At 26.7% G+C, this 14,061-nt stretch carries 16 protein-coding genes; 3 read left to right on the top strand and 13 right to left on the bottom strand.

From position 1 onward, the window contains the following. Positions 1–4: 4 nt before the first annotated feature. From atpG to mf1, 13 genes are all read right to left on the bottom strand, one after another. Positions 5–856: an ATP synthase F1 subunit gamma gene (atpG, locus tag MCRO_RS01870; RefSeq protein WP_013054443.1), complete on the bottom strand. Its 852-nt coding sequence runs from the start codon at positions 854–856 to the stop codon at positions 5–7. Beyond that, entirely contained in the window at positions 849–2,432 is a 1,584-nt protein-coding gene (gene atpA, locus MCRO_RS01875) for a F0F1 ATP synthase subunit alpha (protein WP_013054178.1), read from the bottom strand. Before atpA ends, atpG begins: the two co-directional genes overlap by 8 nt. Continuing rightward, a complete protein-coding gene (gene atpH, locus MCRO_RS01880) occupies positions 2,422–2,979 on the bottom strand; it encodes an ATP synthase F1 subunit delta (RefSeq protein ID WP_013054275.1) in 558 nt (185 codons plus the stop codon). The genes atpA and atpH overlap by 11 nt, the downstream gene beginning before the upstream one ends. Further along, the gene (atpF, locus tag MCRO_RS01885; RefSeq protein WP_013054261.1) at positions 2,979–3,563 is read right to left on the bottom strand and encodes a F0F1 ATP synthase subunit B; all 585 of its coding nucleotides are present in this window, start codon (positions 3,561–3,563) and stop codon (positions 2,979–2,981) included. Before atpF ends, atpH begins: the two co-directional genes overlap by 1 nt. Positions 3,564–3,594: 31 nt before the next feature. After that, positions 3,595–3,900, bottom strand: coding sequence for an ATP synthase F0 subunit C (gene atpE, locus MCRO_RS04255; protein WP_013054208.1), 306 nt, complete (start codon positions 3,898–3,900; stop codon positions 3,595–3,597). 9 nt (positions 3,901–3,909) lie between these two features. Next, positions 3,910–4,653, bottom strand: coding sequence for a F0F1 ATP synthase subunit A (locus MCRO_RS01895; protein WP_013054466.1), 744 nt, complete (start codon positions 4,651–4,653; stop codon positions 3,910–3,912). Next, the gene (locus MCRO_RS01900) at positions 4,640–5,080 is read right to left on the bottom strand and encodes a hypothetical protein (protein ID WP_013054595.1); all 441 of its coding nucleotides are present in this window, start codon (positions 5,078–5,080) and stop codon (positions 4,640–4,642) included. The genes MCRO_RS01895 and MCRO_RS01900 overlap by 14 nt, the downstream gene beginning before the upstream one ends. Positions 5,081–5,173: 93 nt before the next feature. Beyond that, positions 5,174–5,632 (bottom strand): NanQ anomerase/TabA/YiaL family protein, encoded by a 459-nt coding sequence (locus MCRO_RS01905; RefSeq protein WP_013054746.1) that lies wholly within the window; start codon positions 5,630–5,632, stop codon positions 5,174–5,176. 8 nt (positions 5,633–5,640) lie between these two features. After that, positions 5,641–6,990 carry a DNA recombination protein RmuC gene (rmuC, locus tag MCRO_RS01910; protein ID WP_013054713.1) on the bottom strand — a complete coding sequence of 450 codons (1,350 nt, stop codon included), beginning with the start codon at positions 6,988–6,990 and terminating at the stop codon, positions 5,641–5,643. Positions 6,991–7,100: 110 nt separating this feature from the next. After that, complete coding sequence (locus MCRO_RS01915) at positions 7,101–7,427, bottom strand: hypothetical protein (RefSeq protein ID WP_041594041.1); 327 nt, start codon at positions 7,425–7,427, stop codon at positions 7,101–7,103. After that, entirely contained in the window at positions 7,427–8,431 is a 1,005-nt protein-coding gene (locus MCRO_RS04195) for a pyridoxal-phosphate-dependent aminotransferase family protein (protein ID WP_013054305.1), read from the bottom strand. Before MCRO_RS04195 ends, MCRO_RS01915 begins: the two co-directional genes overlap by 1 nt. A 32-nt stretch (positions 8,432–8,463) precedes the next feature. Then, positions 8,464–9,267 (bottom strand): sugar phosphate nucleotidyltransferase, encoded by an 804-nt coding sequence (locus MCRO_RS04200; RefSeq protein WP_013054177.1) that lies wholly within the window; start codon positions 9,265–9,267, stop codon positions 8,464–8,466. Beyond that, on the bottom strand, positions 9,255–10,016 hold the full coding sequence (mf1, locus tag MCRO_RS01930) for a diacylglycerol cholinephosphotransferase Mf1 (protein ID WP_013054432.1): 762 nt from the start codon (positions 10,014–10,016) through the stop codon (positions 9,255–9,257). The genes MCRO_RS04200 and mf1 overlap by 13 nt, the downstream gene beginning before the upstream one ends. 107 nt (positions 10,017–10,123) lie before the next feature. Here mf1 and plsY point away from each other — a divergent pair, with 107 nt between their 5' ends. The 3 genes from plsY (at position 10,124) to aspS (ending at position 14,038) form a co-directional block, all read left to right on the top strand. Then, positions 10,124–10,828, top strand: coding sequence for a glycerol-3-phosphate 1-O-acyltransferase PlsY (gene plsY, locus MCRO_RS01935; protein ID WP_041594043.1), 705 nt, complete (start codon positions 10,124–10,126; stop codon positions 10,826–10,828). Positions 10,829–10,914: 86 nt separating this feature from the next. Further along, positions 10,915–12,351 carry a histidine--tRNA ligase gene (gene hisS / locus MCRO_RS01940; protein ID WP_013054421.1) on the top strand — a complete coding sequence of 479 codons (1,437 nt, stop codon included), beginning with the start codon at positions 10,915–10,917 and terminating at the stop codon, positions 12,349–12,351. Beyond that, a complete protein-coding gene (aspS, locus tag MCRO_RS01945) occupies positions 12,344–14,038 on the top strand; it encodes an aspartate--tRNA ligase (RefSeq protein WP_041594044.1) in 1,695 nt (564 codons plus the stop codon). The genes hisS and aspS overlap by 8 nt, the downstream gene beginning before the upstream one ends. Positions 14,039–14,061: the final 23 nt, after the last annotated feature.

A 14,061-nucleotide genomic window follows, 5' to 3' on the forward strand; every position in this document is an offset into this window, starting at 1 on the left:
CCTCCTATGTAGCATCAGCACCAGAAACAATTTCATTAATTTCTTGTGTGATTAGACTTTGTCTTTTTCTATTATATTCAAGATTTAACTCATGAGTTAATTCTTGTGCATTATCAGTAGCATTTTCCATGGCCGTTCTTCTTGAAGCCATTTCTGATATTTTTGAAGATGTTCCTAAACAATATATCATACTTGCCATATATAGCGGAACAGAGTTTTTTAGAATAGTATGAATGTTTGGTTCGAATTCTATTGGTGAAACATTAATGTAATTTTTACTTTCAATTTCGAAAGGAAAAATTCTTAAATCAACTGGTTCTTGAACAACATTACTTATAAATTTTGTATATATTATATTAACTTGACTAATTTTTTTGTGGTAATATAAATCTTCTGCAATTCTACTTATCTCACTTCCAAGAGTATATGAAACAGTATCACCATAGTCATTATAAACAGTAATTATTTTATCTTTATGTTCTCCATGAGCTAATGCTGCATATCCTTTTGAACCGATAATAATAATTTTGTCATTATCAGTTAATTTGTTTTTTAACATGTTAACTAAATTAGAATTATAAGAACCACAAAGTCCTAAATCAGATGTTATTAAGATATATAACTTTGAATCAATACCTTTAGTTTTTGGAAAAACAGAATAATATTCTTCTGGAGTAATATGCATAAGTAACTCATTAAAAATGGTTTCAAGATTATTTTGATAACTTTGAATACTTTGAAAGTTTTCTCTTGCTTTTCTTAATTTTGATGAAGCTACTAACTCCATTGCGTGAGTAATCTTTTTAGTGTTTTGAATTACATTAATTCTGCTTTTTAAAGCTGTTAAACTAGCCATTATTTATCTCTTTATATTTTGCAGGCATTGGTGTGTTTGATTCAACATTATAATTAGGAATTGATGCAACTATTGAATTAACAATTTTTACTAAAGCTTTTTCAATATTAGCATAATTTTCCACACTAATTTCTCCTGATGTGGCTATGTCTAAGGCTAATTGGTTTCCATCTCCACCAACTTCAATATATTTTAAAACTGCATCTCTATAGTTTTTAATGTATTCTTTTGGAAGTGGATTAATGATTCTTTCTTTAACTCCTAAAAGAATTATTGATTGGGCAATTTGTGAAATAGGTTGATATTGTTCTTGTTTTAGAAGTTCATAAACTTTTCCACCGTGATTTAATATTGTCTTTGTTGATTCGTCAAGATCTGAACCGAATTGAGCAAAAGCTGACATTTCATTATATTGAGCCAATTCTAGTTTTAAAGAACCTACTACTTTTTTCATGGCTTTGATTTGTGCTGCACTACCTACCCGGCTAACACTAAAACCAACATCAACTGCAGGTCTTTGTCCTGAATTAAATAGGTTTTCTTTTGTGAATATTTGACCATCAGTTATAGAAATAACATTTGTTGGAATATAGGCTGATATGTCTCCTTGTTGAGTTTCGATGATAGGTAAAGCAGTAATTGAACCACCACCATTTTCTTGTGTAACTCTTGCTGCTCTTTCTAAAAGTTGTGAGTGTAAGTAGAAAACATCTCCAGGATAAGCTTCTCTGCCTGGTGGTCTTCTTAGTAATAACGATAATGTTCTATATGCAATAGCATGTTTTGATAGATCATCATAAACTATTAAAACATCTTTTCCTTTTTCCATTCATTCTTCAGCAATTGTAACTCCTGTATAAGGGGCAATATATTGTTGAGGAGCTAATTCACTAGCACCCGAAACAACTATTGTTGTATATTCTAAAGCGCCAGTATCTGCAAGTTTTTTAACTATTTGTGCAACTGTTGAATTTTTTTGTCCGATAGCTACATAAACACAGTTAACATTCTTGTCTTTTTGATTAATTATTGTATCAATAGCAATAGCTGTTTTTCCAGTTTGTCTATCTCCAATTATTAACTCACGTTGTCCTTTTCCAATTGGTATCATTGAATCTATAGCTATAATACCAGTTTCAAGTGGTTGATTAACTTCTTTTCTAGACATAACACCACTTGCTACTCTAAAAATTTCTCTTGTTTTATTGCTTTTAATAGGACCTTTTCCATCAATTGGATTCCCTAGTGAATCAATTACTCTTCCGAGCAATTTATCACCAACAGCTACACTAATAACTTTTCCAGTTCTTTTAACAATATCACCTTCAGAAATTGAAGTGATATCACCAAAAATAGTTACTCCTACAACTTCTTCTTCGAGGTTTAATGCTAATCCATATGTTGAATCATTAAATATAACTATTTCAGAGTTCATTACATTTTCTAAACCATTTACTAATGCAATACCATCTCCAATAGAAATAACTCTTCCAATTTCTGCATAGTCGATTTTGCTATCAAAGTTTTTTATTTTATCTCTAATGATTGCTGAAATATCTTGTAATCTACTTGGCATTTATTCCCTCTCTTTCCTTTATAATTTCATGTTTTATTTTTTCTAAATCATTGTTAATGTTTCTTTCAATGATTTCTGAACCTAAATGAATTTGATAACCGCTTATTAAGTCTTCATCAACTTCGTTTTTAAGTTCAAATTTTTCTTTGTATAAAGTTTCCAACTTTTTCTTGATTTTTTGTAATTCTGTTTTTTGTAATTTTTCAGCGGTTACTATTCTTGCAAATTTAATATTTAGTTCATTATTAGATAATCTAAGGTAATGAATTAAAATATGCTTAAGCAATAAAGCATTATTTCTTTCTGTAACAACTTTAACTAAATTAATTAGTCTACGATCTAAGTCATCAAAAATTTCATCAATAATTTCAAACTTCTTTTTAATTGGGATAGATTTAGTATTTAGAAAAGCTACTAAATCATTATTTTCAACCAGAACATCCTTTAATTTATTAACTTGTGTATGAATCGGTTTAAAATCACCGACTTCTTTAATTAGGTCATAGAACGCAATTGCATACCCTACAGGATTAGCTTTTACATACATTAATTTTCCTCTTTAACAAGCTTTGATTTTAGAAAGTCATCTATTATTTCTTTTTGTGTAGATTTTGAAATTTCTTTTTTTAGAATTTTTTTTGATAAATCTACAGCAGCTTCTGCTATACGTTTTTTAGATTCTCTTTCAAATTCTATTTGTTGACTTTCTATATCTAAATGTGCTTCTTCAAGTAAGTGTTTTGCATCACTTTTAGCTTTTGTTGTATATGAAAGTATTACTTTTTCTGCTCTTGTTTTCGCCTGATTAATTACAATGTCTGATTGTTTGTGTGCTTCTTTTAGTTTTTCGTTTGCTGTTTCAACCAATTTTGCTGCTTCAATTTTTGATTCAATCGAATCATCTATGTTCTTTTGAATAAATTCGTGTCTTTTCATCATTGCTTTCTTAACTGGTTTATATAAAAAGTAAGTCAAGAATAAAAAACACAAAATAAATGAAATAATTGTTGCAATCATCATAGGAACATTAGGAAAGATTTTTAAAAATCTTTCACTTATTGATTCACTTATTGATGTAGGTGCATCTATTTTTGCAAAATTAATATTTGTTATTTTTTCAATAATATTCATTATTTAATTTCCATAATTTAACTAAAAATAATTACTTATAAACGAATAATAAAAGAATTGATATAACTAATGCATAAATAGCTGACGATTCTGATATAGCCATACCAATAATCATCATTGAACGAATTTTAGATTCGGCTTCTGGATTTCTTCCGACTGCTTCTGCAGCTTTTCCAGCAGCAAATCCTTGTCCAACTCCTGTTCCTAAAACACCAACCATGGCTAAACCGATTCCAATTCCTACAAGTCCAAATCCTAGACCTTTATCTGCAGCTTTTTGTGCTTCTGCAGCTACTGGTGTTGTGTTTTCTAATAATGTTGTGATTTTATCTAACATATTTTCTCCTTAATAAATTTCTTGTTTAACCTTAATGGTTTTAACTTTTTTCTTTTCTTTAATTTCTACTTCAGATTCATTAACTCAATATATTGTTGTTAATAGAGAAAAGACATATGCTTGTATAAATGCTCCTAGTAAATCAAAATATATATGGAAAAATGGGGTAATTATTGGAGCAAAGAAATATCATTCATGATTTTCTAACCCTGGGATTAATCTTCATAACATACCACAAACAAGGTATATCATAAATACAATTGTTCCTCCACCAATTATGTTTCCATAAATACGAAAGCCTAATGAGATAAGTGGTGCAAATTGACCAACAACTTCAATAATATTTATATATTTTTTGAAGAATCTCCATTTTTGATAGGCAAACCCTACGACATAAATTCCTAATCATGAAGCAAGCGCTAATACAAACGGAACAGAATATGAAGTAGTTATTGGTTCAAGTCCAAATATACTAACTAAGTTCCCTACCAATAAAAATGTAGCAAGAGTAAAAATGTAATATCTTGCTTTAGAAATCTTTCCATTAGTTGATGTATTGAACGAATTTTCTACAACACCTACATAAGCCTCTGTAATTAACAAAAGACCGCTTGGAGCTTCTTCTGGTTTTGCTTTTCTCACTTTAAAGAAGACTATTAATGAAATTATCATTATTATAATTGCAGTAATAAATAAAGAAAAAAGTTGAGGTTGGTTTCAAGAATCAAATAAATTATCTTTAATAATATCCATCTTTACCTCTCTTTTTTTTATAATTATAAATGCTATTACTAAATAGCAATGAAATAGGTATTAAAGTGATACCAAAAATATATGCAAATATATTAATTGGTGCATCAATTGGATACTTATTTAACTTGTTTATAGTTATATATGACTTATTAATTAATAATGAAATAATTAATATTACTGCTACTAAAGACATATTGATAATGAATTTAGTCATTCCTAAGAATATAGCACTTTTTTTACCTTTATAGATGAGATAAATACATAAAGTATTTACTTCATAAAGCAAATATGAACTTAAGGCTCCAACAGTAAATCCTAAAAATAAAGCATAATTTATACTTCATAAACTAATTAATATTAAATTTACTATTGAGAAATTTCCAAAAAAAACTATATAAAAAATTTTATTAAATTTTCCTTGTTTCATTTTGCTCCTGGTTTTGTGCTATTGTTATTTTAAAACTTTTTAAAAAAATGGTTGAAAAAGTTTTAAATATTTTTTTTGTTATTGATGAAAATATTATCATCTTATTTTCATGATGATTTTTTCAATTTCATTTTCTTTTTTATTTCGTCTTGGAGCATGCGCTTCGAAAGGCATAAATAAAGCAAAAGTGTTTTCTTTTATTGGCGCTCTTCCTTCTTTTGCTGGATTTTTATAAAATACAATATCGTCTTTTTTATTATATTCTTGAACTATGTTGCTTGACTTTAATTCTGGATTTGCAACATAAGAAATATCATCTTGAAATCCTGCATATAAATGAATATCTGCATATTGATAGTGAAACTCGCTAAGTAAATTATCATCGTTTAATGTTTCACATTTAATTCTTTTAAAAAAAATATCATCATCAATTTTTGTGATTCCTAAATCTACTTTTAAGTAGTTATTATTTTTTAATCAATCTATTGCTCTATCTAGATTTTTATTAATTCCATAGTATTTATGGATATTGCTTAATTTATCATAAATCATATTTTCCTCTATTCTAGTGAATTATTCTCTAATAATTCAGCTTCATCTATTTCATCGTAAATATCATCAAGAATCTTGGAATTTTCAATTCTTGCTTGCAAAAGTGATTCATCTTTTTCAAACGAAGTTCACATTCTTTTTTTACTGTTTTTGAATTTGTGTAAATTCAAGAAAAGTTTTTGATCAGATTTTAATAAATCCGTTAATTCATTATTGAGCGAAATAGCTCTTTTGGCAATTGATTCAATTTTCTTTTCTCTTGATAAATATTTTTTTTCAAACTGATCTATTAAATCAACAAATTCTTTTGCATACATCGAATCTTTAAAGCGATTATGTCATGTCGATATCATTGAAACAATATAATTTGTTATAGATGGAGAAATGAATTCGATTTTGTAATTCTTTCTTATTTCCTCGGTTAATGTTCCGCCTTTAAGTGAAATAATTTCTGTAAAAATTGCCTCAGAAGGGATAAAAATAAGAGCTACATCAGTTGTTTTGTTTTGAATAATATATTTTGAGGCTACATCTTTAGCTTTATTTTTAATGTTATCTGCAAAATACTTTTCAGCATTAGTTATTTCCGATTGTGTTGAATTTGGATTTGATTTTATATCTAAATAATCTTTAAAGGCTTCTAATGGGAATTTAGAATCAATTGGAAGTAATGTATTATTGTTTCCTTCTTCTTGTCCTATTGTTATAGCAAAGTCAACTATTTTTCTATCTCCCATATCATATTGTCGGTAAAATCCTTGTCCTTCAATAAAAGAGTCACTAAGTATCTTTTCAAGAGCAATTTCACCAACAGTTCCTAGACTTTTAAAACTTTTGTTAAATATTGATTTAAGTTCCTCGATATTACTTGAAAGCTTCTGTAAGTCATGAATTTTTTCTTGTAAGTTACTTACATTTTTTTCTAGATTTCCAAATTCATTTTCAAGTTTTGGTTTAATTATTTTTTCAAAACCAAGTTCAAGACTGCTATTGATTTTTTGTACATTAGCATCACTTCTTTTTACTTCTTCATCCCTTCAAAGGTTCGAATCTTTTTGAATCTTTTCTTTTGCATCATTCAATTCAGAAAGTTTAATTTTTAATTCATTTGAAATATGCTCATTTCATTCTTTACTATTTTTTCCAATCTCTTTGATACTTTCAATATTTGCTTTTAAATAAGCGTTTTGATCTCTTAGAAAATCTTCTGTTTTATTTTCTACAAGAGACATTTCTTTAGGTTGATTATTTTTCATTTTTTTAATCAAAATGACGCCTAAAATTGAGGCGGTGATAACGATAATCAATGAAATAAATGATAAAACTATTGATATTATTAATGTTGCATTTGTACTCATTTTTTCTCCTTGTATAATTATAATTATATTTTAATTATTCTTTTATTGAAATTAAACTAAAAAAGAACTAATTAGCACTTTTGTAAAGATACTTAGTTCTTTCTTGATGATTATTTAGTTATTTTTAATGTTCATTTTTCTTTTTTTTCAACCCTGAATTGTTCAAGAATTTCATCTAATTCTTGTTCGCTGTATTTTTCACCTTTTTTAAGTGCTTGAAACAAGAAAGCGGCATATGAAATATAGTCAAATTTAGCTTTTGGTTTAGATATTTTATATGTTAGTCTTGAACCATTGCTTAGTATTTCATCAACTTCAACATCTACTCCGTCAAATTCATTTTTTAAATCTTTATTTAATATCGCTACTTCTTTTTTTAATTCAATAATTTGTTCTGCTAATAATCTAACTTTTTCCAAGTCAACTGATTTCTCCATTATTCCTCTTTCTTTTTATTCTTCTTAAGTTCATTTAAATAATTTTTTGTTTCCATTACTAAATTTTTAGCATCATCTAATGTAATTGTGTTAGATATACCAATTCTAAGTTGGCTGTTTCTTTTTGATAATCTACCTAGTTCCATATAAATGTTGTGTTTATAGTCTAAAGTATTTCTCAACTTGATGGTTTCAATCCCTTCTGGAGCATCTACAACAAGTAATCCTAATGTTCTATTTTGATATTCAATTTTATTTTCGAATCCCATTTTTGAAAACTCTTTGTCAAGATAGTTATATATTACTTCTTTTTTTCTTCTGATTTCTTCTATTGTTTCATTTTTCATTATAACCAAGCTTGCATGCATAGCCATTAAAATACTTGAAGCTGGTGTAAATGGTGTTGATTTAAAATCATTATAATAAGATTCATATTTTGAAAAATCAAAGTAGAATTTATAATTCTTATTTCTCTTTGATTCTTCAATTGCTCTATGAGAAGCACAAAGTACACTTAAACCAGGCATAACCGAAAAACCCTTACCTGATGTAGCAAAAGCTATATCAATGTTGTTTTTATCGAAATTTAAGTCATGATTAATAATAGCACTTACACTATCGACTATAAATAGTGTGTTAGGCGCAAATTTCTTTAGTGATTTTGATAGAGCATGAATATCATTTAAAACACCTGTGCTTGTTTCATGTCAAGTTACAATTAAAGCCTTATATTCATTGTTTTTAAGAGCCTTATTAACATCTCTTATATTAAATGTAGTTCCATCTTGATATTCTAATGTATCAACATTGCAGCCCATTTGTTGAGCCATTATTTTAAAACGATTACTAAAGTCTCCATTAACAATACTTAAAACTTTGTCGTTTTTTTCTAATAAATTAACTATTGTCGCCTCTAGTAAACCAGTAGCTGAACAAGTCATTATCATTGGTAAAGCAGTTTTTGTTTGAAATAAATCTTTTAACATTTCCACTGTTTCAGACATATAATAAGTGAATAACTCTGAACGGTGATGAATTACTGTTTGAGATAAAATGTCGCTAATTTCTTTATAGTTATTAACCGGACCAGGAGTAAATAAGGTGGTATTAAATTGATGCTATAAGTTTCATCAATTTTTAATAAGTCATTGAAACTATCAAGTTCATTAATTACATTAACACCTAGTGAAATATGTTTCATTTTCGACTTTAAAGTTCATAAAAATGTTTCAAAATAATTTTGCTTATTTTTTTCATTTTGATAATATTCACCAATTTTTTCATTTATTTCTTTGCAAATATCTTCATTTAAAAATAAAAAACCACTTCAAATATTTTTGTTATATGAATCTTTATATAATTTATGTTTAATTACATTTCCAAGTAAGTCATTTACAAAACCTCATTCTGAGTTATGTTGTTTATTTTTTTGTGAAAAAGCTATTGAATTATAATTTTCTTTAATCAATGAAACCGCATTTTTAAAAACATTGATATCATCGATAAATAAATCACCTTCTATATATAAAGTATTATTAAAAAGATTATGAGAATAATATAAACTTGATATATTATTGCTTGTTTCATAATCTGGATTTTCTATTAATTTAACGCCGTATTTTTCTTGTAGATATTTAAATTGATCACCTAAATATCCCACAACAATTGAAATATTATTTATACCTAACATTTTTAAATATTCAATATTTCTTTCTATAAGTGGAATACCTCTAACCTTAATTAAAGGTTTTGGAATATATTGAGTTAAAGGAGACATTCTTGTTCCTTTACCTGCGGCAAAAATTATTGCATTATTTATTTTATTATTTATTTTTTCCATAATTCATAATACCCATAAAATTTAGTTTTATTGTCTTTTTTTTCAACTCTAAAATCCTTTCCATATCATTGTTCTAAAAGTTCTTCAACATTACCAATACATTTTACACTTCTATTTTCAAAAGTAATAACTTTTAGTTCATTAATTTTTTCATTATGCAAAATGTTTTGTTTTTTATATGAATTTTTAGGTCAGCAAGTAATAAAATATGTATCTTTTTCTTGCTTGGTTCTATTCAGATATTTTATTGCTTCATCAGTAGTTAATTTTTTAGATCAAAAGAAAAATAAATTACATAAAAATGATAAAACCTTACTTAATTTTTTGTATTTAAAAAAAACGTTTCTATTCATCGATGCTTTAAATGCTCTTATCTTTATAAATGGTGAATTACAATACTTATTTAATTGTTTCATAGTTGATTTGGTAATTACAAATAAATCTATAGAAGCAGCATCTATATTAAATTCATCTTTTTTTATTACGAATTTAGGTATAGGATAAGGATTATTTTCTTCGGGTTTGTAAATGATATTGTCTGGATGATTAATCTTTAAGAAATCATATGTTTTTTCATCAATTAATAAATCCATATCTTCATCTCATTCAATCATTTTTTCTTTTCTATAAGCGCCCAATAAAGTGCCATAAGCTAATGAATAAAATAAGTTGTTTTTATTGCAAATTAATAAAAATTCATCAAATATCTTAAGTAGTTCTTTTTGTTTATTCTTTGTTTTAACATCCATAAATTACCACCATTTATTAAAAATTATACTATTAAGATGTGTTTTTTTCAAACTTATTTATTAATAATATTACATTTATTTGTTTAAACTTGTTTATAATTGTTTTTATGAAAGAAACATTTTTTATTATATTAGTAAACTTGCTAATTTTATTAATTTCATATTTAATTGGAAGTTTAAATACTTCAATAATTTTAAGTAGATGAAAGAAAAGAAGAGACGTACGAAACTATCATTCTGGTAATGCTGGTGCAACAAATTCGTTAAGAACTTTTGGTAAAAAATTTGCTTTTATAGTACTTATTCTAGATATTATTAAAACTTATGTTTGCATCGGTTGTGTTACTCTATTTAACTATTATCAACCTATTTTAGCAATGGAATATGGAACAATTCCAACAGTTGCAGGATTAGGGGTTGTGATAGGTCATATTTATCCTATTTTCTTTAAATTTAAAGGTGGAAAAGGCGCTGCCTGTTCACTAGGAGTTCTAATTGCACTTAATCCATTATTTTTACCAATTGCTGCTGTTTTCTTTTTTGGAACAATTTTTCTAACAAGATATGTTTCACTAGGATCAATGCTTACAAGTGTTATTATGATAGGGTTTGCTTTTATTCCTTGAATGATAACTGGTCTACTTGGTTTTAACAATTTAAACTATGTTGGTTGATACTACCCTGGGATAATTTATGTAATTTGTGCATGCTTATTAATTTTTGCTCATAGATCAAATATTAACAATTTAATAAATGGTAATGAACGTAAAACTGGTAAAAACAAAGAAGTTGTAAAAAATAATGTTTTATAAGAAAGTGCTGGCCACTTTTTTATTTAATCTAATTTTAAATTTTTAAAAATATATATAATTAAGAATATTTAAAATATGGAGGAAATATGTATAGTAAAGTAAAAGGAACAATAGATTATAATCAAGAAACATTTAAAATTAAACATTATTTAATTGACAGATTTAGCTTGTTGGTTTCAAGATATGATTATCAAATGATTGAAACGCCAATTTTGGAACACTCAGATATATTTAAAAGAAGTGCTGAATCAAGCGACATTGTAAACAAAGAAATGTACGAATTTAAAGATAAAGGTGATAGAGATTTAGTACTTAGACCCGAAGGAACAGCTTCATTTATAAGAGCTTATATCGAAAATAAATGATATGCATTAAAAAATCAAAAATTCTCTTATGTTGGACCAATGTTTAGATATGAACAACCACAAAAAGGAAGATTTAGACAATTTTATCAAGCTGGAGTTGAATTTGTAGGTCCAAAAAATCCATTGAAGGATTTAGAAGTTATTAAATTAGCTGTTGATTATTTATCATCATTAAATTTAAAATTTAAACTTGTTATTAATTCAATTGGCGACAATGAATCAAGAAGTAAATATGAGAACGCTTTAAGAAAATATTTAATTCCATTTAAAAATGAGTTAAGTGAAATAGGACAAAAAAGATTAGAAGGTAATGTTCTAAGAATTTTAGATGATAAAGTAGATTCTGTAAAACCTTTTATGAAAAAAGCTCCAAAAATATCATCATATTTAAGTGATGAATCTAAAAAATATTTTTTACAATTATCAAATTTACTCAGTGATTTTAATATCTCGTTTCAATTGAATAACAAACTTGTTAGAGGTTTAGATTACTATGACGAAATAGTATTTGAATTTGTATCAACCGACCCTGAAGTTGGTTCTCAATCAACATTAATTGGTGGAGGTAGATATTCGAATTTAATTAAGCTTTTTGGTGGTGATGACACCAGTAGTGTTGGATTCGGTCTTGGAATTGATCGTATTTTACCTATCAAACAAAGAGATTTTCAAAACATTAAACCTGGAAGTCATGAATATGAAATGCTTGAAGAATTAGGCTTCAAAAAAATTTACGACATATACTTTATACCTTCAGAAGATCCAGAAAGAAGAACTGATTTATATGCTATTTATTCTTTATTTGCATCATTAGGTTTACCGGTAATTTTTGAACATGAACCTGTTAACCCTAAAAAAATATATGAAAAAGCACAAAAAAGTGAAGCTAGATTCACAATTTCAGAACTAGACTCTGATGAAAATGAGTTTAAAATGATAACGTCAATAGGAAAGAAAACAGAATCTTCTCATGAGTACATTTATGAAGATTTACCTTCTACAATATTACAATCGATGATGGATCATGAAGAAAAATCTGTATCAGAAGAAAAACAAAGATCAATGTATTATGACATGTTTATTGGCTTGGTAAATAATACTCAATATAATGATGAATATGAAGAATTTTACGAAGAAGAGGAAGAGCAAAATGAATAAGATAATTAATAATAATCAATTATCAATTAAAGACGAAGGAAAACAAGTCACTCTTTACGGATTTGTTGCTAATAAAAGAAAATTTGGGGAATTAAACTTTGTAGATTTAAGAGACAGATATGGAATTACTCAGTTAGTTTTTAATCAACCTATTTCATTCAGTAAAGAGAGTGTCCTTGAAATATTTGGAAAAGTTGTCAAGAGAAAAGATGAAAACACCAAAATACCGACAGGTCAAATCGAGGTGGTAGTGGAAAAATATAACATTTTATCACTTGCTAATGAATTACCTTTTTCAATAAGAGATGATTTAGAAGTTAAAGAGGAAAACAGACTTCAATACCGTTATTTAGATTTAAGAAGACCAAGTATGTATAACAATTTGGCTCTAAAAAATAAAGTTTTTTATGCCATTAGAGAATATATGCAAGACCATGATTTTTTAGAAGTTGAAACTCCTATTTTAGCTAAAGGTACTCCAGAAGGAGCTCGTGATTTTCTTGTTCCAACAAGAAATAAAGGAAACTTTTTTGCACTTCCACAATCACCACAATTATTTAAACAATTACTTATGATTTCTGGGTTTGAAAAATATTACCAATTTGCTAGATGTTTTAGAGACGAAGATTCAAGAAAAGACAGACAACTTGAATTTACTCAATTAGATATAGAAGTTAGTTTTAAAAGTGTTGAGGTATTTCAAGAATACATTGAAGGATTATTCAAATATTTCATGTCAAAAATTGGCATTAAAATCAAAACACCATTCCAAAGATTGAAATTTTTTGATTGTTTAAGAGATTATGGAACTGATAAACCTGACTTAAGATACGAATTCAAAATAAAAGATATTAATGATTTTTGCATTACAACAAACTTTGATGTTATTAAAAATGCTCAAAGTAAAAGAATGTTGATTATTGATGAAATAATTGATAAAAAAGATCATAAAGTTCTTGCTGAAATTGTAGAAAAAAATAAAGCAAAAATTTTATTTTATATGACTGTTAGTGAAGGAAAAATTCTTCATTCTAACTTTGCTTCAAAAGTTGAAGAAGAATCATTGAAACTAATAAATCAATATAAAGTTAAGAATGGAACCATTTTTATCGTTGCTGATTCTTATGAAAATGCATCACAAGCCTTAGGTGCATTGCGTGTTGAATTAAATGCCAAATACAAATGAGCTAAAGATGAATATAATTTCTCTTGAATTACTGATTGACCTATGTTTGAGTTTGATTCGGAAAATAATAGATGACAAGCTGCTCACCACCCATTTACTCAATTTGATAATGATTTAGAAAAAATTGATAAAATGAAAATGGAAGATATAAGAGCTAAAAGTTATGATTTAGTTCTAAATGGATTTGAATTGGGTTCTGGTTCAGCTAGAATATATGATCCTAAAGTTCAACAAAAAATGTTCGATATGATTGGTCTAAATGAACAACAACAAAAAGATAAGTTTGGTTGATTTTTAGAAGCTTTTAAATATGGAGTTCCACCACATTGTGGTATAGGACTTGGTATGGATAGATTAATTATGATTTTATCGAATCAAAGTACTATAAGAGATGTTATAGCCTTTCCTAAAAACTCTAAAGGACAGGATGTTATGACTTCTGCACCTAATAATATTGACCAAGCACAACTTGATGAAATATTTGTGCAAATTAAAAAATAAATAAAAATTATATATTGAAATAT

This window comes from Mycoplasma crocodyli MP145 (assembly GCF_000025845.1).
GTDB classification, from domain to species: domain Bacteria; phylum Bacillota_I; class Bacilli_A; order Mycoplasmatales; family Metamycoplasmataceae; genus Mycoplasmopsis; species Mycoplasmopsis crocodyli.